This window comes from Exiguobacterium sp. s40, assembly GCF_018617905.1.
Classification (GTDB): domain Bacteria; phylum Bacillota; class Bacilli; order Exiguobacteriales; family Exiguobacteriaceae; genus Exiguobacterium; species Exiguobacterium mexicanum_A.
In genome coordinates, this window is sequence record NZ_JACSLC010000012.1 from 1 (window position 1) to 24,157 (window position 24,157).

The 24,157-nt window shown below is 51.1% G+C and carries 28 protein-coding genes and 10 tRNA genes; 8 read left to right on the forward strand and 30 right to left on the reverse strand.

The window, feature by feature from the left end:
• Positions 1–132: 132 nt before the first annotated feature.
• From KNP02_RS10800 to acpS, 18 genes are all read right to left on the reverse strand, one after another.
• Positions 133–209, reverse strand: a tRNA-Ile gene (locus tag KNP02_RS10800).
• A 10-nt stretch (positions 210–219) separates the two neighbouring features.
• Positions 220–296: transfer RNA gene (locus KNP02_RS10805), tRNA-Arg, on the reverse strand.
• A 4-nt stretch (positions 297–300) separates the two neighbouring features.
• Positions 301–388: transfer RNA gene (locus KNP02_RS10810), tRNA-Leu, on the reverse strand.
• A gap of 30 nt (positions 389–418) precedes the next feature.
• Positions 419–494, reverse strand: a tRNA-Lys gene (locus KNP02_RS10815).
• 9 nt (positions 495–503) lie between these two features.
• Positions 504–575, reverse strand: a tRNA-Gln gene (locus tag KNP02_RS10820).
• Between the two features lie 7 nt (positions 576–582).
• Positions 583–658 (reverse strand) — tRNA-Asp (locus KNP02_RS10825).
• Positions 659–681: 23 nt separating this feature from the next.
• Positions 682–757, reverse strand: a tRNA-Val gene (locus KNP02_RS10830).
• 9 nt (positions 758–766) lie between these two features.
• Positions 767–838: transfer RNA gene (locus KNP02_RS10835), tRNA-Glu, on the reverse strand.
• 26 nt (positions 839–864) lie between these two features.
• Positions 865–956, reverse strand: a tRNA-Ser gene (locus tag KNP02_RS10840).
• Positions 957–965: 9 nt separating this feature from the next.
• Positions 966–1,040, reverse strand: a tRNA-Asn gene (locus tag KNP02_RS10845).
• A gap of 208 nt (positions 1,041–1,248) precedes the next feature.
• On the reverse strand, positions 1,249–3,384 hold the full coding sequence (locus tag KNP02_RS10850) for a Tex family protein (protein WP_371819498.1): 2,136 nt from the start codon (positions 3,382–3,384) through the stop codon (positions 1,249–1,251).
• A gap of 66 nt (positions 3,385–3,450) precedes the next feature.
• Positions 3,451–4,251 carry an RNA polymerase sigma factor SigB gene (gene sigB, locus KNP02_RS10855; protein WP_214709359.1) on the reverse strand — a complete coding sequence of 267 codons (801 nt, stop codon included), beginning with the start codon at positions 4,249–4,251 and terminating at the stop codon, positions 3,451–3,453.
• On the reverse strand, positions 4,217–4,693 hold the full coding sequence (gene rsbW, locus KNP02_RS10860; RefSeq protein ID WP_021068184.1) for an anti-sigma B factor RsbW: 477 nt from the start codon (positions 4,691–4,693) through the stop codon (positions 4,217–4,219). The genes sigB and rsbW overlap by 35 nt, the downstream gene beginning before the upstream one ends.
• Positions 4,690–5,016 carry an STAS domain-containing protein gene (locus KNP02_RS10865; protein ID WP_214709357.1) on the reverse strand — a complete coding sequence of 109 codons (327 nt, stop codon included), beginning with the start codon at positions 5,014–5,016 and terminating at the stop codon, positions 4,690–4,692. The genes rsbW and KNP02_RS10865 overlap by 4 nt, the downstream gene beginning before the upstream one ends.
• Positions 5,017–5,155: 139 nt before the next feature.
• A complete protein-coding gene (locus tag KNP02_RS10870) occupies positions 5,156–5,506 on the reverse strand; it encodes a type II toxin-antitoxin system PemK/MazF family toxin (RefSeq protein ID WP_029596222.1) in 351 nt (116 codons plus the stop codon).
• A gap of 5 nt (positions 5,507–5,511) precedes the next feature.
• A complete protein-coding gene (locus KNP02_RS10875; RefSeq protein ID WP_034780874.1) occupies positions 5,512–5,790 on the reverse strand; it encodes a hypothetical protein in 279 nt (92 codons plus the stop codon).
• Between the two features lie 129 nt (positions 5,791–5,919).
• Complete coding sequence (gene alr / locus KNP02_RS10880) at positions 5,920–6,996, reverse strand: alanine racemase (RefSeq protein ID WP_214709355.1); 1,077 nt, start codon at positions 6,994–6,996, stop codon at positions 5,920–5,922.
• Positions 6,974–7,351, reverse strand: coding sequence for a holo-ACP synthase (gene acpS, locus KNP02_RS10885; RefSeq protein WP_214709353.1), 378 nt, complete (start codon positions 7,349–7,351; stop codon positions 6,974–6,976). The genes alr and acpS overlap by 23 nt, the downstream gene beginning before the upstream one ends.
• 63 nt (positions 7,352–7,414) lie before the next feature.
• On the opposite strand from acpS, the gene KNP02_RS10890 reads away from it, so the two are divergent.
• Complete coding sequence (locus KNP02_RS10890; protein WP_214709351.1) at positions 7,415–8,140, forward strand: rhomboid family intramembrane serine protease; 726 nt, start codon at positions 7,415–7,417, stop codon at positions 8,138–8,140.
• 153 nt (positions 8,141–8,293) lie between these two features.
• Here the strand turns inward: KNP02_RS10890 and KNP02_RS10895 are convergent, their stop codons facing one another.
• From KNP02_RS10895 to KNP02_RS10905, 3 genes are read right to left on the reverse strand one after another with little or no spacing between them, the layout of a single operon-like run.
• Positions 8,294–8,611, reverse strand: a complete 318-nt coding sequence (locus KNP02_RS10895; protein WP_214709349.1) for a hypothetical protein — start codon at positions 8,609–8,611, stop codon at positions 8,294–8,296.
• Positions 8,612–8,644: 33 nt separating this feature from the next.
• Complete coding sequence (locus KNP02_RS10900) at positions 8,645–9,127, reverse strand: hypothetical protein (protein ID WP_235420248.1); 483 nt, start codon at positions 9,125–9,127, stop codon at positions 8,645–8,647.
• A complete protein-coding gene (locus KNP02_RS10905) occupies positions 9,120–9,395 on the reverse strand; it encodes a 4a-hydroxytetrahydrobiopterin dehydratase (protein WP_214709347.1) in 276 nt (91 codons plus the stop codon). Before KNP02_RS10905 ends, KNP02_RS10900 begins: the two co-directional genes overlap by 8 nt.
• Positions 9,396–9,537: 142 nt before the next feature.
• On the opposite strand from KNP02_RS10905, the gene KNP02_RS10910 reads away from it, so the two are divergent.
• Together KNP02_RS10910 and KNP02_RS10915 are read left to right on the forward strand one after the other, a co-directional pair.
• Positions 9,538–10,071, forward strand: a complete 534-nt coding sequence (locus KNP02_RS10910) for a cysteine hydrolase family protein (RefSeq protein WP_214709345.1) — start codon at positions 9,538–9,540, stop codon at positions 10,069–10,071.
• A 22-nt stretch (positions 10,072–10,093) separates the two neighbouring features.
• Entirely contained in the window at positions 10,094–11,539 is a 1,446-nt protein-coding gene (locus KNP02_RS10915; RefSeq protein ID WP_214709343.1) for a nicotinate phosphoribosyltransferase, read from the forward strand.
• Between the two features lie 41 nt (positions 11,540–11,580).
• Here the strand turns inward: KNP02_RS10915 and KNP02_RS10920 are convergent, their stop codons facing one another.
• Positions 11,581–11,883, reverse strand: a complete 303-nt coding sequence (locus KNP02_RS10920) for a hypothetical protein (protein WP_214709341.1) — start codon at positions 11,881–11,883, stop codon at positions 11,581–11,583.
• Between the two features lie 115 nt (positions 11,884–11,998).
• Between KNP02_RS10920 and KNP02_RS10925 the strand changes: the two genes are divergently transcribed.
• Positions 11,999–12,472: a YwpF-like family protein gene (locus tag KNP02_RS10925; RefSeq protein WP_214709339.1), complete on the forward strand. Its 474-nt coding sequence runs from the start codon at positions 11,999–12,001 to the stop codon at positions 12,470–12,472.
• Between the two features lie 74 nt (positions 12,473–12,546).
• On the opposite strand, the gene KNP02_RS10930 is transcribed toward KNP02_RS10925, so the two are convergent.
• The 3 genes from KNP02_RS10930 to KNP02_RS10940 all read right to left on the reverse strand — a co-directional run bounded on the left by KNP02_RS10930 (position 12,547) and on the right by KNP02_RS10940 (position 14,635).
• Positions 12,547–13,023, reverse strand: a complete 477-nt coding sequence (locus KNP02_RS10930; protein ID WP_214709337.1) for a DUF456 domain-containing protein — start codon at positions 13,021–13,023, stop codon at positions 12,547–12,549.
• A gap of 10 nt (positions 13,024–13,033) precedes the next feature.
• Entirely contained in the window at positions 13,034–13,633 is a 600-nt protein-coding gene (locus tag KNP02_RS10935) for a histidine phosphatase family protein (RefSeq protein WP_214709335.1), read from the reverse strand.
• Positions 13,634–13,699: 66 nt separating this feature from the next.
• A complete protein-coding gene (locus KNP02_RS10940) occupies positions 13,700–14,635 on the reverse strand; it encodes an alpha/beta hydrolase (RefSeq protein WP_214709333.1) in 936 nt (311 codons plus the stop codon).
• Positions 14,636–14,809: 174 nt separating this feature from the next.
• Between KNP02_RS10940 and KNP02_RS10945 the strand changes: the two genes are divergently transcribed.
• On the forward strand, positions 14,810–15,820 hold the full coding sequence (locus KNP02_RS10945; RefSeq protein ID WP_214709331.1) for a metal ABC transporter solute-binding protein, Zn/Mn family: 1,011 nt from the start codon (positions 14,810–14,812) through the stop codon (positions 15,818–15,820).
• 434 nt (positions 15,821–16,254) lie between these two features.
• On the opposite strand, the gene KNP02_RS10950 is transcribed toward KNP02_RS10945, so the two are convergent.
• The 4 genes from KNP02_RS10950 to KNP02_RS10965 all read right to left on the reverse strand — a co-directional run bounded on the left by KNP02_RS10950 (position 16,255) and on the right by KNP02_RS10965 (position 21,197).
• Positions 16,255–16,710, reverse strand: coding sequence for a DUF1877 family protein (locus tag KNP02_RS10950; RefSeq protein ID WP_034780851.1), 456 nt, complete (start codon positions 16,708–16,710; stop codon positions 16,255–16,257).
• 84 nt (positions 16,711–16,794) lie between these two features.
• Positions 16,795–18,243 carry an alanine/glycine:cation symporter family protein gene (locus KNP02_RS10955; protein WP_214709329.1) on the reverse strand — a complete coding sequence of 483 codons (1,449 nt, stop codon included), beginning with the start codon at positions 18,241–18,243 and terminating at the stop codon, positions 16,795–16,797.
• Between the two features lie 183 nt (positions 18,244–18,426).
• Complete coding sequence (locus tag KNP02_RS10960) at positions 18,427–20,895, reverse strand: CoA-disulfide reductase (protein WP_214709327.1); 2,469 nt, start codon at positions 20,893–20,895, stop codon at positions 18,427–18,429.
• Complete coding sequence (locus tag KNP02_RS10965; protein WP_214709325.1) at positions 20,892–21,197, reverse strand: rhodanese-like domain-containing protein; 306 nt, start codon at positions 21,195–21,197, stop codon at positions 20,892–20,894. The genes KNP02_RS10960 and KNP02_RS10965 overlap by 4 nt, the downstream gene beginning before the upstream one ends.
• 285 nt (positions 21,198–21,482) lie before the next feature.
• On the opposite strand from KNP02_RS10965, the gene KNP02_RS10970 reads away from it, so the two are divergent.
• From KNP02_RS10970 to KNP02_RS10980, 3 genes are all read left to right on the forward strand, one after another.
• The gene (locus KNP02_RS10970; RefSeq protein WP_021068154.1) at positions 21,483–21,749 is read left to right on the forward strand and encodes a metal-sensitive transcriptional regulator; all 267 of its coding nucleotides are present in this window, start codon (positions 21,483–21,485) and stop codon (positions 21,747–21,749) included.
• A gap of 66 nt (positions 21,750–21,815) precedes the next feature.
• Complete coding sequence (locus KNP02_RS10975; RefSeq protein ID WP_016509669.1) at positions 21,816–22,247, forward strand: type III secretion system chaperone family protein; 432 nt, start codon at positions 21,816–21,818, stop codon at positions 22,245–22,247.
• 90 nt (positions 22,248–22,337) lie between these two features.
• A complete protein-coding gene (locus KNP02_RS10980; RefSeq protein ID WP_214709323.1) occupies positions 22,338–23,282 on the forward strand; it encodes a DUF4003 family protein in 945 nt (314 codons plus the stop codon).
• A 21-nt stretch (positions 23,283–23,303) separates the two neighbouring features.
• Here KNP02_RS10980 and KNP02_RS10985 read toward each other — a convergent pair whose 3' ends face one another.
• Positions 23,304–24,026, reverse strand: coding sequence for a YwiC-like family protein (locus KNP02_RS10985; protein ID WP_214709321.1), 723 nt, complete (start codon positions 24,024–24,026; stop codon positions 23,304–23,306).
• Positions 24,027–24,157 lie beyond the last annotated feature (131 nt).

The window sequence follows — 24,157 nt, forward strand, 5'->3', positions numbered from 1 at the left end:
CGTCCTGAGCCAGGATCAAACTCTCCAAAGAATTTGATATAGCTCTTTAAAAATGACGAAGCTTGCGCTTCATTCAAAAATTGTAAAACATTTTTGCCTCATCGTTCAGTTTTCAAAGTTCGTCAGTTAAAATGGTGGGCCTAAGTGGACTCGAACCACCGACCTCACGCTTATCAGGCGTGCGCTCTAACCGGCTGAGCTATAGGCCCATAATAAAAATGGTGCACCCTGAGAGATTCGAACTCCCGGCCTTTAGATTCGTAGTCTAACGCTCTATCCAGCTGAGCTAAGGGTGCATATTGGTGCGGTCGAGAGGACTTGAACCTCCACGGTGTTAACCACCACTAGGCCCTCAACCTAGCGCGTCTACCGATTCCGCCACGACCGCAGCGTATTAAGGTGTTGCGAGGGATAAAAATGGTGAGTCATGCAGGGCTCGAACCTGCGACCCTCTGATTAAAAGTCAGATGCTCTACCAACTGAGCTAATGACTCAAATATAAGCTGGGCCGGAAGGGATCGAACCTTCGCATGTCGGAATCAAAATCCGATGCCTTACCACTTGGCTACGGCCCAACGTAAATGGCGGTCTTGACGGGATTTGAACCCGCGATCTCCTGCGTGACAGGCAGGCATGTTAACCCCTACACCACAAGACCGTTATACGTGCTTAAATTTGAAATGGTGGAGGATGACGGGATCGAACCGCCGACCCCCTGCTTGTAAGGCAGGTGCTCTCCCAGCTGAGCTAATCCTCCGTATGATGATGACCCGTACGGGATTCGAACCCGTGTTACCGCCGTGAAAGGGCGGTGTCTTAACCGCTTGACCAACGGGCCAGATGTATGTGTTTTCTAAAAATAAGTGGCGGAGACGGAGGGATTCGAACCCTCGCACCGGTTTCCCAGCCTACTCCCTTAGCAGGGGAGCCCCTTATAGCCTCTTGGGTACGTCTCCAAAATAAAATGGCTCCGCAAGTAGGATTTGAACCTACGACCTACCGGTTAACAGCCGGTTGCTCTACCACTGAGCTATTGCGGAACGTTGCTTGAATTTATCGAAGTAACGATTTAAATTGTAACCGCAAACCAGAAACCTGTCAATCACTTTTTTAGAAAAGCTTTAATATTCCATGCCGTCTCTCGGCGACTTCTATAAGATAGCACGGGCAGAAAAGACCGTCAACACTTTTTCGTAAAAAAATCGAGCAAAATGAAAAACATTTCGCTCGATGCTAGTTCTCTCTTATTTAATTGCGTGGCTCAAGCATCGTGAGACTGATTCGTCCACGATTGGCGTCCACTTGTTCGATCCATACGGTGACGATGTCACCGACCGCGACAACGTCGAGCGGATGCTTAACGTAGCGATTCGACAACTTCGAAATGTGGACGAGTCCGTCTTGCTTCACCCCGATATCGATGAACGCCCCGAAGTCGATCACGTTTCGCACTGTTCCTTGGAACTCCATACCGACCTGGAGATCTTCCAAGTTCATAACGTCTGTCCGAAGTAACGGCTTCTGAATGTCTTCGCGTGGATCACGTCCTGGTTTCGCGAGCGACTTCAAGATATCTTCAACCGTCGGCAATCCGGCATCTAGCTTCTCACTCAGCACTTTGGCGTCAACCGTCTTCAATCGATCTCGCAGTTCAGCCGTACCGACCGCTTGCTTCGAAACACCGAGTTCCTTCAATAGAGAGAGCGTCAACTTATAGCTCTCCGGATGAATCTCCGTTTGATCGAGTACATCGCTTCCGTTCGTGATCCGTAAAAAGCCGGCTGCTTGCTCATAGGCCTTCGCTCCAAGACGAGGCACTTTCTTGATTTCTTTCCGCGTATCAAAGCGCCCGAACTCATCCCGATACGCGACAATATTTTTAGCCGTCGTCTTGTTCAATCCAGATACATATGTGAGCAGCGATTCCGAGGCTCGGTTCACATCCACACCGACCATGTTGACGACACTCTCGACGACAAACTCGAGCGACCCCTTCAGCTTGTTTTGACTGACGTCGTGTTGATACTGTCCAACCCCCACCGATTGCGGGTCGACTTTAACGAGTTCGGCCATCGCGTCTTGGATACGTCGGGCGATCGAGACAGCCGAGCGTTCTTCTACTTTCAATTCCGGGAACTCAGACCGTGCAATCTCTGACGCCGAATAGACACTCGCCCCCGCCTCATTGACGATGGCGTAAGCAATCTCGCGTTCAGCTTTCTTCAGCCAGCTCGATACGAATTGCTCCGTTTCACGGGATGCGGTCCCATTCCCGATGACGATGACCGAAATCGGATAACGTTTCACGAGCGACGATAGCACTTTTTCCGATCCCGCGACATCGTGTTTCGGTGCCGTCGGATAGAAGACACCGACTTCTTCGACTTTCCCGATTTCATTGACGACGGCCCATTTACAACCTGTGCGATAGGCCGGGTCAATCCCTAGGACGACGACCTCACGAAGCGGCGGTTGCATGTAGAGTTGCTTCAAGTTTTTCGAGAACACGTCGATCGCCTGTTCTTCGGCCGTCTCGGTCAATTCGCTACGAATCTCACGTTCGATGGCCGGAAATACCGACTTCTTGAATGCGTCCTTCACGGCGAGCGTGACGAGTTCGCGTTTCTCTGTCGGCAAACGGTCAAACTTGCCGAGCGCTTGTCGCATGAAGCCGGCTTCGTCGAAGACAATCTTCACTTGCAACACGTCCGTGCGCTCTCCCCGGTTCAAAGCGAGAATCCGGTGCGGGACGATTCCTGCGATTTTTTCTTCATATTCATAATACTGGGCGAATACTTCTTTCTCGTCTTCCGCTTGTTTTTTCTTCTGCGAACGAAGGAGCGCCTCTTTCCGGACTCGTGTTCGAAGTGATTGTCGAAGCGTCGCCACTTCGCCCCACTCCTCCCCAATGATTGATTGGACGAACGGAAGTGCTTCTTCAAGCGAAAGATCACCCGCTAACGACTGCGCTTCTTTCAGCGAATAGGGTGTCGGTTGACGATACCAGTCAGCGAGGGCTTGTAGTCCTTTCTCCCGCCCTTGTTCAGCTTTCGTCCGTCGCTTCGGACGATAAGGGAGATAAATATCATCGACTTGTTGCAGGCTCGTCGCCGCTTCAAGCGCCCGTGTCAATTCCGGCGTCGCCTTCTCGAGTTCTTCAAGTTTGGCGAGGACGTCCGTCTTACGCTTGTGCAAACTCTCTTCATATTGTAAGGCGTCGAGAATCGCTTTGATTTCGACTTCATCGAGATTACCGGTCATTTCTTTACGGTACCGGGCCATGAACGGAATCGTCGCTCCGTCCGCGGCAAGTTGTTGCACCGTCTCGACTTGACTCGTCTTCAACTTCAACTCTTTTGCGACTTTCGTAATCAATCGAATCACTTCCTTTTCTCTTCTCTCTAGAAGTGTAGCAAACTCACGCCTAGACGACAAAAAAACGATGACTATTTAGTCATCGTTTGAAAATACTTCGTTGAGCGGGACTTTGATGGCCTCACGTAACTTCTCAAGTGCGCGTCGCTGCAAGCGCGATACGTGCATCTGCGAAATCCCGAGGAGTTCACCCGTCTCTTTTTGGCTCATGTTTTTATAATAAGCACATTCTAAAATCGCCTGTTCCCGTTCGTTCAGCACACTGAACGCTTTTTCAAGGATGAGGCGCTGGTCGACCGATTCGTAGCCACGTTCTTGGCTTCCGACAAGGTCGAGGAGCGTGACGGTCGAACCTTCGTTGTCCGCTTCGATTGAGCTGTCGACGGAAAGGGCTTGGTAGCTCTTGCCCATCTCGAGCGTCTCGAGAATCTCTTCATCGGAAACGCCGAGGTAATCGGCAATCTCATCGATTCGCGGTGAACGTTGCAACTCGGTCGTCAATTCTTCGACCGTCTTCTTGATTTTCGGTCCAAGCTCTTTAATCCGGCGTGGAACGTGGACGCTCCACGTCTTGTCACGGATGAAACGCTTGATTTCACCGATAATCGTCGGAACGGCAAACGACTCGAAACTACGACCGAACTCAGGGTCGAAACGACGAAGGGCAGCGAGAAGTCCGATCATCCCGACTTGAACGAGGTCATCGTGGATAGCCCGGCCGCGTGAAAACTTTCGTGCAAGCGCCTCAACGAGGTCCGAGTATCGGTTAATGAGGAGCATCTGGACTTCTGCATTTTGATCGTCCTGTTGATAACGCTCAATCCACTCTAATACTTCATCATCACTGTGATGGCGTTGTTGAGATTTTGCTGGCACTCTGATCCACCTCGTCCCTGTTAAGGAGTTTCGTCATCGTCACCTTGACACCATTGTCCTTGTTGATCGAGACGTCATCCATTAAGGCTTCAATGAGGAAAAGACCGAGTCCTCCTTCGTGAAGCGATTCAATTTCAGCCGTCTCTTCGACTGGCGCCGCTTGGCGTTTCACGTCGTCGGCAAATGTTTTGCCCGAGTCCTCGATCGTCATCTCGAGACGATCTTGATGGACGCCACACGTGAGTTTCACTTCACCTTCTTGGTCTTCATAAGCATGTTGAACAGCATTGCCACAGGCTTCCGAGACCGCGATTTTAATATCTTCGATCTCGTCGTACGTATATCCCATACGGTTAGCGATTCCTGAGACGACTAAACGGACCACACCGACATACTCCGGTTTGGCCGGGAACGTCATCACCGTCTGTTCGATGTTACTCATTGCGTGCCACCTCTTACGTTTGTATTGATCGAAAGCAACTTGTGCAGCCCTGTCAATTCAAAGAGACGATTGACGCGGTCGGTGACGCCGACGAGCGACAACTCTTTCTCATTACGTTTGGCTATTTTAAGGGCACCGACAAATACGCCGAGACCAGTTGAATCCATATAATCCACTTCATCCAAATGAACGGTGACATCTTGTTCCGTGATTGCCGGGTGCAAGACTTCCTTCAATTTTGGTGCGGTATATGTATCCACTTCTCCGGATAAGTAAAGGTGTAATTGTTCTCCAATGACTTGCTCGCGAATCGCTAAATCCATCGTATATTCCCTCCTAATGTGCGTACAGAAAAATTGAGTACGATTAAACTAAATTCCCGTTTTACAGAATTCTAAACTATTTTTTAAAGATTTTTTTGAAAAAAACCGATACCCATGTATCGGTTTCTTTATATGTAAGCTAGAGAGGGATTAATCCCAGACTAATCTCTAGCGCTCGGTCAACTTTGTGCATCGTCTCATCATCAAGATGAGTGACTTTATCCGTCAGACGACGCTTATCAATCGTTCGAATCTGTTCAAGTAAAATCACGGAATCTCGTTCGAGACCATGTTTGACTTGATATACCTCTACATGAGTCGGCAGTTTTGCTTTCTGGATCTGAGCCGTAATCGCAGCGACAATGACGGTCGGGCTAAAGCGATTGCCGATATCGTTTTGAATGACGAGAACCGGACGAACTCCACCTTGCTCTGAACCGACTACGGGCGACAGATTCGCATAAAACACGTCACCACGCTTTACGATCACTCCGCTCACACCCCGCTTACTTGACGTAAGAGAGCATGTTCGGCTTCCGTCTCAATCATCAGCATCTCTTCTGCCATATTCAAATTAAACGCGGCCATCTCTTGATAGCCTCTCGCCAATTCTTCGCGCAGTGTTTGTTGTCGATCAGCAATTTCTTTGGACAAGTACGTCACTACATCGTTCAATGACAATGATTCACGGTCTTTCATCGAAATCGGACCCCCATGCTGCGAGAACCGATCTGGAACGGACGCTAAAGCACCCGCAGTTCGCTGTTTCAACATCTTACACCTCCAGAATCGTTTCAATGACTGGCGGAAATATTCCCGCGTTCTTTACCAATATAACACGCGAGTTTGGGAAAATATAGAGAATTCCCGAAAGAATTCAGATAATTTCACACGTTTTCCGCTTTACACATAACGTCGCGGGAGGCGATTCGTTAATTGACAGACGACCTCATAGTTGATTGTCTCGAGATGCGTGGCCAGTTCGTCAATCGCGACTGGTCCGCCGATGAGCGTGACCAAAGTTCCGACCGGCAGCTCTTTAGGAAGCCTCACCATGAAGCGATCCATGCAGACACGACCGATAATGGGACAGCGCTCTCCATTGACGTCTACTTCGAAGCCGCTCGCTTTACGGATCCAGCCGTCGGCATATCCGACCGGCACAGTACCGATCCACTCATCTTCAGTCGTCGTATACGTCGCCCCGTAGCTGATCGTCTGTCCAGCTTCGAGTTGCTTCACTTGCATGAGCTTGCTCTTCAACGTGAAGGCCGGTCGTAAAAATGAATAGAAGGAAGCCATCTCAGCTGACGGGTAGAGCCCATAAATCGCAATTCCGACCCGCACCACGTTGTACGGCACGTCTTGTCCAGCCATGCGGATCGCCCCGGCCGAGTTTGACGTATGAATGTAGCGGAATCGCGAGTGGAGTCCATCTATCAACTGACCAAATCGCTCCTGTTGCTCATAGTAAAGCTCACTGTCCGGCTCATCCGCCGTCGCAAAGTGCGTATAGATCCCTTCGACGATAAAACGGTCATCTGCCGCTTCTAAAAGGGCATCAAGTTCGGCGCGGGTCCGCAAACCGAGACGACCCATCCCCGTGTCGACTTTCACATGAACGGTGAGCGGACGGTCAGATAGATGTGTGCGCGCCTCACGCAACCAGTCGGCCGAAAAGACGGACAACGTCACATCGTGTTCGGCTGCGACGCCCGCATATTCTGGGAACTGGGCCTCCATGACGAGAATCGGCGCTTTAACCCCAGCCTCTCGGAGCTCAATCGCTTCCTCGAGCAAGGCCACACCGAGCATCGTTGCTCCGTTATCAAGCGCAATCTTTGCCACTTCGACGGCACCATGCCCGTAAGCGTTCGCTTTGACGACGGCCATGAGCGCTTGCGGGATCCGTTTTTTGATTTCGATTACGTTATGTTTGATCGCCGCCCGATCGATTTCAATCCAACTTGGACGAAACATCGTGATCCCCCTCTTCAATGATGACTTGTGCCACGGCATATTGCTCGCTGTGGCTGATACTCATATGAATCCGGCCTGAGTACGGCGCCGTCATATACGGCCGTCCGGTCTCATCCGGTAAAATTTCGATTTGTTGCCACGACAGGCCCCGAGCAATCCCGGTCCCGACCGCTTTGGCATACGCTTCTTTCGCCGCAAATCGTCCGGCGACGAATTCGATGCGCCGTTGTTCTGGATAGGCGTCCGCAAGCGCCCGCTCGGCTTCGGTCAACAGACGTGCGACGAAACGGTCATTTTTGAGCGAGTGAGCAATCCGCTCGAGCTCGACGATATCGATTCCGATTCCCACAATCACAGGACACTCGCTCCTTTCCTTTTTCACTCGTTTCCTTATACAATTAAGGAAAGAGGTGATGTTATGTTTAGTCGTACTGAGAATGTTCAAACGTTCGTCCGGGCGTATCCACTCGTAACGCTGTTCATTGTAATCCAACTGCTCGTGTTTGTCATCGATTCTTTGGTCCCCGACCTCCGGATCGTCGCACTCGGCGGGTCATTCCATCTCGCACTCGCCCAAGGGGAATGGTACCGTCTCTTGACGGCCAACTTCATCCATTTAGGGCTCGGTCATTTGCTGTTCAACTCGTTCGCTTTGATTATATTCGGACCTGCCATGGAACGCATGGTCGGTCACATCAAGTTCGCCGTGTTCTATATCGTGGCCGGTGTGCTTGCCAACTTGCTCACGTTCTTCACGGTGAGTGAACTGTTCTACCTGCAAGCCGGTGCTTCAGGTGCGATTTTAGCGATTCTTGGCTTCTATGTGTACATCGGCCGGTTCCGCCGGACGCTCATCTATAGCCAGGACGCGCGACTCGTCTATATCTTCGTCGCCATCAGCGCCGTGTTCACGCTCATCGGGGCGAACGTATCACTTTGGGGACATGTGTACGGCTTCCTTGCCGGGTTCTTGCTTGCGGTCCCGCTTGCCCGGTTCGCGGTCCCATACTCGCGTCCGCTCCGTCATGGGAAGTACCAACCACGCAAGTATTCCCCGCCGATCATTCATACGGGTGAAGGCAAATGGATTTTTTACGTAATTGTCGGACTGGCCGTGTTCGGCCTGTTCGCCCGCTTTTTGTAATCACAAGTGCTCCTGAAAAGCAGACGGGTTTCGTCACGTGACCGATTTGTTTTCAGGAGCTTTTGTATTCGTGAAACATTTATCATATAGGGACAGCGATGAAGACAACATAAAAAACAGCCCGGCGCAACAGCACCGGACCGTGAATATGAATTAGATTTGATTTTTGTGACGAGCGTCTTGGAGCGCGTCGACCAAGTCTTTCACATCTTCGACGAGATTTTGAATCGTGTCTTGGTTCTCTTCGTAGAGCGCCTTCAAATCCATGACGCGATCTTTCAAGCTCCCTTTCGATGAGGCTTGAAGGCCGACCGAATGGCTTTGTGTTGACGCATCCTTCGACTTGAGTCGTGATTTCATATGTTTGAGCTGTCTGACTTGTTGTTCGCGCGTCTCTCTGTGGAGAAGCGATGCCCCGGCTCCGATGACGGCACCTGCGGCCATTCCCATCCAGAAGTAGTTCTTGTTCATAAAAAATCCTCCCCTAACATGACGTTATATTTATTATAAATCATCCGCTTCATCGACGACATAGTGTTTTATGATTGGACCGGCTCCTTTTTGTTCGACGGCTTCTTTCAGCCATTCTTGGAACAAGACATAGTCGGTCGAATCACGGAAACGATTTCCGCCCTCGGTGAATTGGATGAAGATAATCCCGTGGTGATCGTCCGGGTCGACACCGAGCCGATAGGCGGCAAAACCGCTATGGCCAGACCCAAGACGTGATTTGTCTTTCAACAAGCGATGGAACAAGAGCGACCGGGCGTTCGAATCGACCGGAATGTTCGCATAGACAATATTCCCTTTCGAGGCGAATTGTCCTTCCGCTTCTTCGATTTGAAACGTCTTCCCGCTTTGGAAGGGAGACTTGTCGCCTTCTGCGAGCAAAATCGTCTCGGTCCCGTTGGCGACAAGGATACCGGGTTGTTGACGCAATCGTTCAGCGACAGTTCCTGAGGCAAACGTCATGAACAGTTTAGACAAGCCTCTCACACCCTTTCGCGAGCATGATGTCTTTCTCCGTGATTCCACCTTCGTCATGCGTGGACACGGTCAATGTGACGTTCCGATACTCGATCAAGATGTTCGGATGATGATTGAGCTCCTCCGCCAAATCAGCGACGAGATGGACGAACTGAATCGCCTCTGGAAACGTCTCGAGCCGATACGTCTTTTGTAATTCCCCTTCAACAACATCCCAGCCATTTAAGCGGGATAGTTGCTCTGACAGTTCGGATGATGACAGCAGCATGTGCTGATTCCCCTTTCGCAAACGGTTCTTCTTACACCTAGTACCCGACCCCGATCAAAAATAATCTTTTTCGCATCACGCAAAATGATTTAGAATAAGAAGGATAGCCAACTATTCTTCACATGAGAGAGGAGATCTCGCCATGCGAGCATTGATTGTGATCGACTACACGTTTGATTTTATCGCAGATACGGGTCGTTTGACTTGTGGAAAACCAGGGCAAGACATAGAAGAACGAATCGTCCAGTTGATCGAGGAGTTTGCGGACGAGAATTATGTCGTCATCGCGAACGATGTCCACGACGCCGGCGACACGTATCATCCTGAGACGACGCTCTTCCCGCCCCACAACATTCGCGGTACAGAGGGCCGTGAATTATACGGTGCCGTCAAAAACGCGGCAAGCCGGGCCGATCATTGGATCGATAAGACACGCTATAGCGCCTTTGCCGGCACAGACCTCGACTTGCGCTTGCGCGAACGGGCCATCACAGAGATTCATCTCGTCGGTGTGTGCACAGACATTTGTGTGCTTCATACCGCTGTCGACGCTTACAACCTCGGCTATACAATCGTCGTCCACGCCGACGCCGTCCAAAGCTTCAACCCAGTCGGACACGATTGGGCGCTTGAACATTTTGTCACGACACTCGGGGCCACTGTGACCGGGAAGTGACGTAAAACAGAAAGGAACGATTATGTTACATCGCAACTTAGCGCTTCACACCGACCTATACCTCCCACGTTGGATGTATATCTATTGGAAACAAGGCCGTCACAACGAACGAGTCGTGTTCGACCTCTATTATCGCTCGAACCCGTTCAGCGGAGGTTACGTCGTCTTCGCCGGCATCCAAAATATCGTGCATTATTTAGAGAACGTCTCATTCACGGAAGAAGATATCCGCTACTTGAAACAGCAACTCGACTTCGAGGACGAGTTCGCGGATGTACTCCGTAACTTCAAGTTCACGGGCTCGCTCTACAGTGTCCGTGAAGGAGAAGTCATCTTCCCGAACGAACAAGTCGTCCGCATCGAATCGACGATCTTTGAGGCGAAGTTGTTCCAGACGGCGCTCTTGAACATCGCCAACCACGAATCACTCATCGCGACGAAATACGCGCGCATCCGCCAAGCTGCGCCGAACGAGACACTACTCGAAGGCGGTGCTCGTCGCGCCCAAGGCGTCGATGCTGCGTACTACGGAACACGGGCCGCCTATATCGCCGGTTTCGACGTCACGAGCTTGGTTTCGGCCGGACGTGATTTTGACGTCCCGACCGGTGGAACGATGGAGCACGCCGATATCCAGTTCCACGATGACGAACTCGAGGCATTCCGCTCGTTCGCCTCGATGTACCCGGACAATACGAGCCTGTTGATCGACACGTACGATACGCTCAAGTCAGGTCTCCCGAACGCGATCACGGTCGCCAAAGAACTTGAAGCGAAAGGCTACCGCTTGAAGTCGGTCCGACTCGACTCGGGTGACTTGGCCTACTTGTCGAAACGGGCCCGAAAAGCATTGAACGCGGCCGGACTCGATTACGTCAAAATCGTTGTCTCGGGCGACCTCGATGAGTACGTCATTCAAGACTTGCGGATGCAAGGAGCTGAAGCCGATACGTTCCTCGTCGGGACGCGCGGTATCACGGCCTATGAGCAACCTGCACTCGGTATGGTGTACAAACTCGTCGCCCGCGAAGGCGCCGACGGGAAGCTGAAGCCGGTCATCAAAGTGTCGTCTTCGAAAGTGAAAACGACGACTCCGCACAAGAAAGAATTGTATCGCATCATCGATAACGAGACCGGGAAGTTCAAAGGTGACTATATCACCCTTGCCGACGAACCAGTCGAGTCGTATAACGAGATTGACTTGATTGACGTGCGAGACCCCGCGTTCCGCATCAAGACACGTAACTTTAGCGTCAAACGTTTGCTTGTCCCGATTTTCCGAGACGGCGAACGCGTCTATGAGTTACCGAACGCAAAAGAAATCCGCACGTATCATCACGAGCAGATGAACGGTCTGTGGGAAGAGTACAAACGACTCCGCTTGCCGGAAGTGTACTCGGTCACATTCAGTAAACCGCTCTGGGACTTGAAGCTCGAAATGATTCGTCAAACTCGGATTCCGAAATAAAAACAAGAGGCTACGGATTTTTTTCCGTTAGCCTCTTGTTTTTATGTCGTCGTCATCTCATTCGTATGGATTTTATCTTCTTTTCTCCGAAAGTAAAGGGCGATCGAAAGAGAGATCAAAATCAATATGAAGTAAACGGTCCGTTGCCAAAACGTCGCTTCCGTATCCCCTCGGAACAACGCGATGATATAGTCACTCCCGCTCACGAAGAACAAGCCCGCGAGCAAAAGGAAGATTCGATATCCGGCCCGACTCCGCTCCTGCTTTACTTTGAAGAAAAGGACACCATAATAACCGATTGCTAGAATCGCGATATACCCGATTATGCCAACAACCCAACTCATCTTGATGCCTCCTTGTCCTCTATTTTTTTTACGTCGCTTCCCCGCTATCGTAACACAATCTTCGAATCAGACTGTGTTAAGATGAGTTAAAGAAAATGTGGAAGGGATCGATACGATGAAAACGTTCCGCCTAGTCCAAGTTCGCCTCGTCCAAGACGAGTACGGCAACGAATTGAACCTGCCCGTCGAACTGCTCGATGGGTTGATCATCTCAAAAGAGCACGACAACGAATGGCTCCTCGAGATGCTCGTACCGACTGAATTCGCCGTCACGCTTCATCACTATTTGAATAAGCGAATCCTGCTTCTCGCCGAAGCCGTCATCACGTCTCCATCGAACCGGCCGGCCGCCCTCGCCTTGACGTTCACGAGTGAACGGTCGCTAAGCGACCATCACACGTTCGTCGCCGAAGGGCTCATGCTGATGCCGAAACAAGATCCGACCAAGCAAGTGCTCGATTCGTTGATTTCCGAAGGCGTGGCGAACGCCGAACTCAAACCGTCCTTCTTCGAAAAACAAGTCGAACAGCAGCAGTCGTTCAGCCGCTCCGCCTTCACCCAGCTCGTCAAAACAGGATCGTTCGAATAAATCGAACGGTCTTGTTTTTCTTTCCCCGTTTTTATAAAACTCTCAACCCAAAAAGGCGAAGAAATTTCTTCGCCTCAAATGTAGATGAAAAACAAGATGACCATCATCGTCATCCCGACGACTTTGAGCATCGTGCTGCCGAGGAAAGCGAGCACGGTCCCGACACCGATGCTCCACGCTTCCCGCGTCGACTTCCCGAGCGTGAGTTCCGCTAAAAACGCGAAGATGAACGGGAAAATGAGCACTCCGACGAGCGGGAAGATGAACGGTCCTGCAATCAAACCGATGGTCGCTCCCCACTTCGCCCGTTCAGAGCCGCCCCGTTTATCGACCGTAGCCCGGGTGACGATATAGTCGACCACGAACAGGAAGATCAAGAACAAAATCTGCCAGAGCCAAAACGTCCATGTGAGCGGCTCGAATGAGAATCCAAAACCGTAAATCATATAACCGATGAATAAGAACAAGACGCTCGGGATGACCGGATAAATCAGACCCGCGAACGCGACAACAAATGATGCGATGATGAAAATCCAGAGCAATGTCGTCATGAGCTTCTCCTCACTTCGCGACAATCACATTCGTAATATGATCGGCGACATTAACCGCCTTGACCACGAACTGACCGTCTTGATGTTCGATATAGTTCGAGCAGGCATTGCGCATGGCATGACGGAACGTATACGTGTCGTCAATCGCCGATAGCGCAGCTTTAATCGCATGTGAATGACAGACGACGATGACACGTTTTCCGGCGTGCGCCTCGACGAGATCGTGCATACCGCTCAAGACGCGGGCTCGCATCTCGTCTTCGGACTCGAGACCAGGTACGCGGTCTTGGTCATCGGCTTGAACAGCCTCATAGATGCCCGGTACCGGTTTTCCCGACGCGGCCCCGAATTCACGCTCGATGAAGCGTTCGTCTTGAATGATGTGTGCTTCGTCGATGCCGCACGCCTCCGCGATGTAACGCGCCGTATCGACGGCCCTCGACAATGGGCTCGCCACGATGACGTCCCACGATTCTTGACTTAAAAAGGCCGCACTCTCTTCGGCCTGTCGATGTCCGAGTGCGTTGAGCGGGATATCTTCCCGTCCTTGAATGATTTCTTGAAAATTCCAATCGGTCTGACCATGTCGGACCAAGCATAGTTCTGTCACGCGAGTCACTCCTTTTTGATTCCTAAATCCTACCCCATCGTACCATCTTTGCGAAAAAGCGCAACGTCACATCATCGCGTCATCGATGAAACGGTCGATGCGAGCCATGAGCTGTGTTTCTTTGATCGGGTTATCGGATTGGAGGAAACTCGCTAACGAATGGGTGCCGTTCGGAAAAGAAATCAATTGCACGTTCGCGCCGACCTCGCTCGCATGCTCCACGAAATGGAGTGCTTGCCCGAACGGAACGATGGGGTCTTTCTTCCCATGCAAAAGGAGAATCGGCGGGGCATCATCGTACAGATGCGTGACCGGAGAACACTTCACCATCAGTTCGCGCCACGCCTCACGACTACCTTCGTAAAACTTCAAATGGGCGAGCCACGTCTGGATGAACTTGAACAACAAGAAGTTCGTCGGCGGATAAAGGGCGATGACACCTTTCACCGGCGGCACGTCTTCACCAAGTTCTCCTATAAACTGCTTACTTCGGTCGAGTGCTGTCGCAAGGACAAGGGCCGCGCCTGCCGAGTCGCCCCAGACAATCAATTTGTCGATGTCAAGATTGAGCAGACCGTCGTGTTGTTTGAGATAGCAAAGCGCATCGGAGACGTCGATGATGTTGTCCGGGAAATAGACCCCGTCCTCGAACAGACGATAATCGATGCTGATGACCGCGAATCCTTTGGCGAGGAAGTGGTCGAGCAATGGATGGAACAACGTCACCATGCCTCGATTCCCTCGAACGAATGCCCCGCCGTGTGCATAGACTACGACCGGAAACGGTCCTTCGCCGGGTGGGTAGTACACATCAAATTGGAGCGGACGGTCATTGACAATCTTGTACGTGTGAGTCCGGCGTTTACGGGTCGAGGGACGCACCGGCAACTCAGGCTCTTGCCAACGCACGAGCGATCCGTATTGGTTCCATACGCTTGCCCCGGCTGCGGTGGCGGCCGCGAGCGCCGCACCACCGACGAACCAGGCGGTCTCCTTTCTCATATACATCCACTCCTCGTTCTTTTTTTTAATCATATTCCCTTTTTCTCGAAAAACCATCCATCTGAAGTCGGACTTGACGTGTTCGCATTCGCCCCCTATAATATAAAACGCAGTCTCAGAACGTAACGGTTACGATTTAAAGGTTTTATATAGAGAGGACAGGTGGAGAGGGTTATGAACAAAAAACTGTTAGGTGTCGCCGCTGCCGGGACACTTTTATTAGGTGGTTGCGCAAGCAATGAAGAGGGCGGTGCCACAGAGGAAGCCAACGACCAGTTGACCGTATATGCGTCGACGTTCGCGTTGAAATCATTCGCCGAGGAGATTGGCGGCGACCGCGTCCGCGTCGAGATGGTCATCCCGCCTGGTGCCGACCCGCACACGTACGAGCCGACCTCAAAGCAAATGACAGACATCGCTGAAGCGGACTTGTTCTTGACGGTCGGCCATGACCTCGAGCCATACGTCGAGTCGATGAAGAAAAGCTTGGCCAATGAGAACGTCACGTTCGTGAAGACGGCCGAAGACATCACCCTTTTATCGGCTGATGACACGGTCCACGTCCACGGTGAGGACGAGCATAGTGAAGAAGACGAGCACGGACATGAGGACGATGACCATGCCGAAGAAGAAGCCGGTCATAGTGAAGATGATGGCCATAATCACGGTCAATACGACCCACACGTCTGGCTCGACCCAATGAATGCCGTCTCGATGGCCGAAGCGGTCGAAGCGGCCTTCAGCGAACAGGCCCCTGACTATAAAGATGAGTTTGCGGATCGCTTGAGCGCCTTTAAAGAAGAAGCCGACACGCTCGACGCCGAGCTGAAAGCGGCAGTCGAGGGCGGTTCGAAGTCAGAGCTACTCGTGACGCACGCAGCCTATGGTTACCTAGCAGAGCGCTACGGATTTGACCAACTCCCAATCACAGGTCTCACGCCTTCGGAAGAACCGTCACAACAGGCGTTGAAGCGCGTCATCGAAGAGGCTCAACTTCACGACTTGAAATACATCGCCTTCGAGGACACGGTTACCCCGAAAGTCGCCCAGGTCGTTCAAAATGAGATCGGCGCGGAGACGGTGACGATCTATAACTTGGAATCGGTCACGAAAGAACAGATGGACAAGAGTTACTTCGATCTCATGCGCGAAAACGTCAAAGCGCTTGAGACGGCATTGAAATAAGACAAAAAACTCGGCGCTGCGGCGTCGAGTTTTTTTGTCTAAATGGTAAAACTAGTGTTTGGCGTTGTCCTGTAGAATTCGTTCCGCGACCAAGACGTAGACTATAGAAACCAAAACGCCTACGGTACCTGGTAGAACGGCGACAATTGGGTCGGCCAAATATGAGGCCGGGATTAGGTTAGTTAACAAAACCTTAACGCCATAGAGTGCGATTAAAGCCGTAAGTAGAATTAAAGTGATCGTTTTTTTCTTCACATTCGCGAAAAATTGACGTTCAGTTTGATTTGTCTCATCTGCATTCGTTATACCTAACCAAGATAACATTCAGCGAACCCCCATGATCATCACACTTGTAGCACTTCTCCCCCATTAATTCACGTGAATCGAGACTAGAAGTGACTGACATCTTTCCTAATTATACCATTTAGGCGATATTACTCATAATAAATCAACACGAGCTCATCTCGTTCAATCGCTTCTTCGCAGAATCGTTTCAACAACGTCCATTTGAGCCATACATCATCGAGGCCTTCATGGTCGACGAACGCCATGTCGGCGACATCCTCTTTCGTGAACGCGTTCATCGCGTCTTTGACGATGTGGAGCAGTTGCGGCGTCAAAATCCCGACGACGACCGCCTGCTTCTCATTGACGATCAACTCTTCCCCAATGACCGCCATCTCCAAGTTATACGTGTCATCCCCATCGATATAGACTTCGATTTGCCCGAGAATTTTTTGGAACCGTTCAATGTTCGGGAGCGTCAACGTCTCATACGTGTCACGCTGTTGAGCGTGAACGTGCAACAGCCAATCTAAAATCATTTCCGGGTCTTGCCCGAACGAGACCCATACTTCTGGGGAAATGCGTATATAATGTGTCGTCTCCATGATTGAACGCCCCCCTTTTCTTCAGTTTACCCATCTTTTAGGCGCAAAAAAACCGCCTACGTGTTTTCGTAGACGGTTTGTCGCTTATGAACGAATCGTGCCTGTCTTGACTTCTTTCTCTTCTGCCGTCTCCCAAGCCTCGATGTACTCGCGGCCTGGCAAGTTGTCGATCGAATCGGCGTAAAATACCGGGTCATCACCTTGACGGCGTTGCTCCAAGTAATCGTCGAGGACGAGACGAGCGACTTTCGCGAGACGGAAAATCGCATACAAGTTGACGAGCGCCATAAGGCCCATGAACACGTCCGCAATCGACCAGACGAGACCGGCCGAACGGACGGCTCCGAAGAGGACCATACAGACGACACCGATGCGGTAGAGCGTGACGTAAACCTTTTTATCCGAGATGAACTGGATGTTCGTCTCGCCGTAGTAGTAGTTTCCAAGAATCGAGCTGAACGCGAACAAGAAAATCGCGATCGTGAGGAACGATGTCGCCATCGGACCAATCTCAGCCGTAAGCGCCGCTTGTGTCAATTCAACACCTGCGAACGACTCCGATCCGGCTACACCTGACAACAAGATGATCATCGCTGTCGACGTACAGACGAGAAGCGTATCAACGAAGACGCTGAACGATTGAATCAAGCCTTGCTTGACCGGGTGCGATACTTCCGCTGTCGCCGCCGCGTTCGGGGCAGAACCCATTCCGGCTTCGTTCGAGAAGAGACCGCGACGAATTCCTTGGAGCACCATCGCTCCGATGGCACCGCCGAACAGTTGCTGCAGACCGAACACGCCTTCTGAGAAGATCAAACCGAACACTTCCGGCAATAATGATGCGTTTGAAATCATGACCCATCCTGCGAGCAAGATATAGCCACCGGCCATGACCGGAACGATGATACTCGAGAGCACGGCGATCGACTGAATCCCACCGAAGACGACGATTGCTGTGACGACGGCCAAGACGAGACCGACTGTCGTCGTGCTCACGCCGAACTGGTTGCTCATCGAGAGCGAGATTGTGTTCGACTGCACCGAGTTGAAGGCGAATCCGAACGAGAACGTGATGAGAATTGCGAACAAGATCCCGAGCCAACGTTGACCGAGGGCGCGCTCCATATAGTACGCCGGGCCTCCACGCCATGTGCGTCCGTCCCGAATCTTGTAGACTTGTGCGAGCGTGCTTTCTACGAACGCCGAAGCCGATCCGATGAGGGCGATGAGCCACATCCAAAAGACGGCTCCTGGACCTCCGAGCGCGATTGCTGTCGCGACACCGGCGATGTTACCCGTTCCGACGCGGGCTGCTGTCCCGATCGCGAACGCTTGGAATGACGAGACTTGGCCTTTTTCACGTTTCATGCCGTCTTTGAACAAGAGGCGGAACATTTCAGGCAACATCCGGAACTGGACGAACCCCATCCGGACGGTGAAGTACAAACCTAAGGCGACAAGGACAACGATTAGCACTGATGACCAAAGCAAGTCGTTGGCTGATGAAACGAGACCTTCTACGAATTTCTCCATCTTTAAATCCTCCGTGTATGTATGAGTTATAAGAAAAAGTTATGTCAACTTTCTTTACATGAGTAGAATTATAGGAAAAACGTCTAAGAATTGCAATCTTTTTTCGACAAATTTCACATGAGCTGTCGAACAACAGAAAAAGCGACCGGTCAAGTGACCGATCGCCCATCCTGCATCATTTGATTAGATGAAGAGGTTCAAGTTGCCGCCTTCAGCCGCCCCGAGGTATGCTGCCACACCACCGAGATCGATGCCGTCGATCAACTCTTCTTCTTTGATTCCCATGACGTCCATCGACATCGTACAAGCGACCATTTTGACGCCTGCTTCTTGAGCCGATTTGATCATTTCGTCAAGTGATGGCACATTTTTGTCGCTCATCACTTTTTTCATCATCTTTTGACCAACTCCACCGAAGTTCATGTTCGAGAGTGGAAGTTCACCCGCATGCGATGGCATCATCATGCCGAACATCTTCTCGAGACCTTGTTTCTTCACTTCCGGTGCATCTGGCTTACGAATGACGTTGAGTCCCCAGAATGTGAAGAACATCGTCACGTCTTTGCCCATCGCCGCCGCACCTTGGGCGATGATGAACGAAGCGAGCGCGCGGTCGAGATCTCCGCTGAAGACGACCATCGATGCGCCGTCTGTCGCCGGTGCCCCTGCTTGTACAGCCGCAGGACCATTACCTTTTTGAAGAATTGCTTCCACGCGACCGTTCACGAACTGTTTCGAGACGAGCTTGTTGCCGGTTTTCTTAGCCCATGCTTCGATGTCTGCAAAGAAACCAGGGTCACTCGCGAGGACACGAAGCGTCTCGCCTTCGCCGAGCTCGGCTACTTTTTTATTTACTTCTAAAATTGGTCCCGGGCATTGCAGACCGCATGTATCTAGGAAAATCGGTTCCCCGACTGGTTCATTTGTCATTGCTGGTGGTGCCTCCTCCGTTACTGTTGCGGCAGTCTCACTCTCTGCCTTCGTGCCTGCCTCAATGGCATCAAAATCACGTTTTACTTGTGACCATGTTTTGTAGCCACCGCTCAAGTTTTTCACCTTGAAGCCGTTTTGACGCAAGATACGGGATGCGAGATATCCGCGAAGCCCGACTTGGCACGTCACATAAATCGTTTCGTCTTTGCTGTAGTTGTCCAAGTGATCGCGTAGCGAGTTGAGCGGAACGTTGATTGAACCAGGAATTTTGCCAAGTTCATGTTCTGACTCGTCACGGACGTCGAGCAATGTCGCGCCGTTTTGGACCAACTCGTCAATCTCGTTCCAGTGCACGACTTCGTTATCGCCGAGAACGACGTTCGACGCGACGTAACCGATCATGTTGACTGGATCTTTCGCTGAGCTGAACGGTGGTGCGTAGCTGAGTTCAAGGTCTGGAAGGTCAAGGACCGTCAAGCCACCTTTCATCGCTGTCGCAATCACATCGATCCGTTTATCGACGCCGTTCATCCCCACGCCTTGCGCGCCGTAGATTTCACCTGTCGTCGGATGGAACAAGAGTTTGAGTGATACCGGTGTCGACCCTGGGTAATAACCCGCATGTGAACCCGGGTGCACGTGAACGGCTTCGAATTCTTTACCAGCTGCTGTTAAACGTTTTTCGTTCCAACCTGTCGAAGCAACTGTCATATCGAATACTTTGGCGATCCCAGTCCCCATCGTTCCGTTGTATTTAACGTCACGACCGTTGATGATATCGGCGACAAGACGGCCTTGGCGGTTGGCCGGCCATGCAAGCGGAACGACCGTCGGCTCTTTAAAGATATAGTCGAGTACTTCGACAGCATCTCCGATCGCGTAAATGTTCGGGTCTGACGTGAGCATCTTCTCGTTGACGCGGATGGCGCCGCGGATGCCTGTTTCAAGCCCTGCTTCCGTTGCGATCGACGATTCTGGCACGACGCCGATTGACAAGACGACCATATCAGTATCGATGACGCGACCGCTCTTCAAGTGGACACGTTTCCCTTTCTCAGAGAACGAATCGACACCGTCAGAAAGCTGAAGGTCGACGCCATGGAGACGCATGTGTTCGTGAACCGGTGAGACCATCTCACGATCGAGCGGTGTCATGACTTGATCGGCCATCTCGACGAGCGTGACGTCGACGCCGCGCTCCCGTAAGTTTTCAGCCATTTCGATCCCGATGAAACCACCACCGATGACTGTCGCGTGTTTTGGCGCTTTGTCGTCAACGTAGCTACGGATTTTATCCGTATCTGGGATGTTACGGAGCGTGAAGATGTCTTCTGCTTCTTCAATTCCAGGGATGTTCGGACGAATCGGTTTCGCTCCTGGTGACAAGACGAGTACATCGTACGACTCATCGTATGTCTCACCTGTCTTGACGTTTTTCACCGATACCGTCTTTTCGGCACGGTTGATTTTCGTCACTTCCGTCAAGTTACGGATGTCGAGTTGGAAACGCTTGTTCATCCCTTCGACGGTTTGAACGAGCAATTTTTGACGGTCTTGAATCACGTCACCGATGTAATAGGGAAGACCACAGTTCGCGAACGAGATATACTCGCCCCGATCGAACATGACGATATGATTCTCTTCATTTAAGCGACGAAGGCGGGCCGCTGCCGAAGCACCACCGGCGACCCCACCGACGATTACGATTTTTTTACTCATTGCGCATTTCCTCCTTTGACGACTTCACCTGGCCAGCTCATCAAGCCATCTTCTATATTGATCACTTTATAACCTTTCGCTTCCATTTGCCAAGTTGCTTGCGTGCTGCGAGCACCTGAACGGCAGAGAACGATGTATTCTTCTTCAGGGTCGAGTGTCTCGATCCATTCCGAAATTTCAGATAGCGGATAATTGCTCGCGCCAGCAATGTGCGCTTCTTGGAACTCGTCACGTTCACGAACGTCGACGATGTTCACTGGTACTTCAAAATCCATTTGACGTTTTAAAGCAGATGCTTTCATGTTATTTACCCATCCTTTTAATCTATGATGTTTCACTTATTTATTCGTCATCTTGGTAGCGGGCGTCCGACGAAAGTTTGTGATTCGTTGAACATATTGCTTCCACGTCATTAATATACCCCCTATGGTATTCGATTGCAAGGGATTTGTTTGACTAAATGGTAAACTTTCAAAAAATCTTTATCTCAAACGTTGTGGCTCGACACATACTCCCCCACGTATTAAGATGAGACTACACAATAAATAGTTGGGTTACTGAACGATTTGAATATAGAGGTGAATCTAATGGAACAGTATCAATACGATGCGAAAGTATTGAACCGGATGAAACGAGTCGAAGGACAAATCCGGGCCATCATCCGTATGATGGAAGAAGGGAAAGAGTGCCGCGACGTCGTGACGCAGTTGAGTGCGGCTCGTTCGGCACTCGACCGTGCTTCGACCATCATCGTCGCGAAGAACTTGGAGCAGTGCATCATCACCGCCCAACAAGATGGCGAAGATACGTCAGAAACCGTCGAAGAAGCCATCAAAATGTTGATGAAACGCTAGTTCCCCTTGCTTTCCCTCCGCAAATGGGAGAAAGTTAGAGTAACGACTTTTAAGGGGGACTTGTTTGTGAACTTCGAAGAAAAAGTAGAATCATTTAAAGCGCTCGTCGCTGAACGCAATATGACGTTCAAAGAGAGCGAGACTGAAACGCACGTCACATTCTTGACGCGTGAAACGACTAAATCCGGGGCTCAGCCCGTTATGATTATCGCCTTCAATAAAAAGACGACGGATGCGGAACTTTATGCCGCGACAGTCACACACGTGCCGGACTACGTGGAAGACCTACCGATTCTTAACGCCTTGAACGAGTTCAACCAAGAGTTCAAATACTTCCGTTGCGTACTCGATAGCGACCGTGATGTCACGCTCGCCTCGACGCTCGACCTCGACCTCGGCTTCTCGCCAGAGATCATCTTGCAACATTCATTCATGATGTTCCAAGCGGCCGATGAAGTGAACGAGTACATGCAGAAGTTGTATACGCAAGTCCAATAACAAACAGCCGCCCCGGACGAATCCAGGGCGGCTGTTTTTGAATCATTCTTTCGATTGTACTCGTATAAGGAGCAAAAGGAGGAATTGCTGATGCTGACACGTTACACCCGTTACCTCGAAGCACTCGAAGGAATCAGGGGAGCGACAAAGTGGTTCACCGATGATTTCCGACGTTTGATGGCCATCAACTATGCCATGCACGATACCCCGTTCGATTCGGGACGGTTCGAACACGCTCAAGCGGTTCTGAAACAGAAGACCGGCATGTTCTCGAAATTTCGCGGCAGTACTAATTTTGTCTGGCTGTCGTTTCTCGATGCCAAGTACGAAGACATCGAACCGGCCATCGACGAGGCACTCCGGCTCGATACGTTACTCGACCGGAAGCACTTCCATTTCAGTATGTTGCGGCCCTTTATCGCGAGCCAACTGATCAACGTCGATGAGCCCGAGCGCCGGCTCGATGAGGCAAGCGCACTCTATCAAACGTTCAAACGAAACCATCCTTGGCTGACGAGCGAAGAAGACCTTCTGTCTGCCCTCGTCCTCGTTCAAGCGTTCGATGACCATGTTGCGCTAAATGAACGAATCGAGACGTATTACGAAGCGTTGAAAGCCGAGTTGCCCCGCTCAAACGAGCTCCAACTCGTCTCCCATCTACTTGCTTTTAGCGACTTGCCTTCAGACGAGGTCATCAACCGCCTGCTCGAGTGGCGCACGCGGCTCCAAGGACAAACAATCGCTGTCAAAAACGAGCATCTGCCAGCGCTCGCCCTCTTGGCCATCGTCGCGGCTCCGAACGACAACGACGAGCGCGACCTGATCGAAATCACGAACGCCGAGAAGGAAAAGCATCGCTGGTTCCACACCCACGCGTTGACGGTCGCCCTGCAACTCGTCGCGGCAAACAACATCAAGGAAGACGCGAGCGATTTACTGTTACACGGGACGTTCGCCCACCTGCTCGCCATGCAACAGGCAGCAACGGCCGCGACGACTGTCGCCATCATCTCTAGCAGCGCTTCAAGCGATTAAAAAAAGAAGGGTCGCCCCTTCTTAAGAAAATAAATACCAGCTGAGACAACCGAGCACGAACACCGAGTTGGCGATTTCGACGATCCCGATCTTCATGATGGGGATCTTTTTGCCGTAGAACGCGACCGCCCGGACGAGACTTGGCGCGTAAGCGAGTGCCAAAACCGGATAGCCGAACGTGATGAAGATGGCGACAAGCAAGGAGTGATACCCCCATGATACGTTTCGATAAAATAGACTTTTTTTCTCTCGAATCATCGTCTTGACGAAAAAGATACTTCCGAGGAAATATAAGTACGGCAAGACGAACATCCACATCATTGTCTCGTCCAAGACCCGTGCCCCGAGATAATAACTCGCCATCCCGCCGATACAAAATGAAGTGACGGCGCTGACGTCGTTCCAGACGTTGCGCTCGTCTTTGATTTTGGCGAAATAGGCGTTGACGAGTCCGAACGGGATCATGGCAAGGACAAACCAGACAAGACGCCACTCGGACAGAAACACCGGGACGGCGGCGACGGTGGCAATCGTCAAATACGTCACGACCGTACGCAACAGTTCCTTAGACTTCTTCCGTTGCTTGATGTATTGGAACAAGAAAAACGTGCCCATATAAACGAATAACCAAGCGATCGCGAACGGGATGTGCGCGAGTGTCCACCCTCCGACGATACCGCCGAGTAAGAACGGTAAGATCAGCATCGACCAGGCGCCGTGCTGTTTTGGAATCATCCATGTCATGTGACTCCCTCCTTCTATGTTTAGTGTAGAGCAACAGCTCAAGAAAGCGCTGTGACGTTTGTTACTGTTCTCCGCATATTCGATTTCTCATGTCCCTGTTACATAAAACGATTGTCTATTTAGAATTTTAT

Coding starts and splice junctions, on each gene's coding strand:
- KNP02_RS10910 (WP_214709345.1), top strand. CDS start 9,538: ATGCGAGCATTGATTGTGATCGACTACACGTTTGATTTTATCGCAGAT.
- KNP02_RS10980 (WP_214709323.1), top strand. CDS start 22,338: ATGCTGACACGTTACACCCGTTACCTCGAAGCACTCGAAGGAATCAGG.
- KNP02_RS10865 (WP_214709357.1), bottom strand. CDS start 5,016: ATGGATTTAGCGATTCGCGAGCAAGTCATTGGAGAACAATTACACCTT.
- KNP02_RS10960 (WP_214709327.1), bottom strand. CDS start 20,895: ATGAGTAAAAAAATCGTAATCGTCGGTGGGGTCGCCGGTGGTGCTTCG.
- KNP02_RS10905 (WP_214709347.1), bottom strand. CDS start 9,395: ATGCTGCTGTCATCATCCGAACTGTCAGAGCAACTATCCCGCTTAAAT.
- KNP02_RS10890 (WP_214709351.1), top strand. CDS start 7,415: ATGTTTAGTCGTACTGAGAATGTTCAAACGTTCGTCCGGGCGTATCCA.
- alr (WP_214709355.1), bottom strand. CDS start 6,996: ATGTTTCGTCCAAGTTGGATTGAAATCGATCGGGCGGCGATCAAACAT.
- KNP02_RS10895 (WP_214709349.1), bottom strand. CDS start 8,611: ATGAACAAGAACTACTTCTGGATGGGAATGGCCGCAGGTGCCGTCATC.
- KNP02_RS10925 (WP_214709339.1), top strand. CDS start 11,999: ATGAAAACGTTCCGCCTAGTCCAAGTTCGCCTCGTCCAAGACGAGTAC.
- KNP02_RS10920 (WP_214709341.1), bottom strand. CDS start 11,883: ATGAGTTGGGTTGTTGGCATAATCGGGTATATCGCGATTCTAGCAATC.
- KNP02_RS10875 (WP_034780874.1), bottom strand. CDS start 5,790: ATGTTGAAACAGCGAACTGCGGGTGCTTTAGCGTCCGTTCCAGATCGG.
- KNP02_RS10945 (WP_214709331.1), top strand. CDS start 14,810: ATGAACAAAAAACTGTTAGGTGTCGCCGCTGCCGGGACACTTTTATTA.
- KNP02_RS10950 (WP_034780851.1), bottom strand. CDS start 16,710: ATGGAGACGACACATTATATACGCATTTCCCCAGAAGTATGGGTCTCG.
- KNP02_RS10915 (WP_214709343.1), top strand. CDS start 10,094: ATGTTACATCGCAACTTAGCGCTTCACACCGACCTATACCTCCCACGT.
- rsbW (WP_021068184.1), bottom strand. CDS start 4,693: ATGAGTAACATCGAACAGACGGTGATGACGTTCCCGGCCAAACCGGAG.
- KNP02_RS10965 (WP_214709325.1), bottom strand. CDS start 21,197: ATGAAAGCATCTGCTTTAAAACGTCAAATGGATTTTGAAGTACCAGTG.
- KNP02_RS10930 (WP_214709337.1), bottom strand. CDS start 13,023: ATGACGACATTGCTCTGGATTTTCATCATCGCATCATTTGTTGTCGCG.
- KNP02_RS10940 (WP_214709333.1), bottom strand. CDS start 14,635: ATGAGAAAGGAGACCGCCTGGTTCGTCGGTGGTGCGGCGCTCGCGGCC.
- KNP02_RS10970 (WP_021068154.1), top strand. CDS start 21,483: ATGGAACAGTATCAATACGATGCGAAAGTATTGAACCGGATGAAACGA.
- KNP02_RS10955 (WP_214709329.1), bottom strand. CDS start 18,243: ATGGAGAAATTCGTAGAAGGTCTCGTTTCATCAGCCAACGACTTGCTT.
- KNP02_RS10985 (WP_214709321.1), bottom strand. CDS start 24,026: ATGACATGGATGATTCCAAAACAGCACGGCGCCTGGTCGATGCTGATC.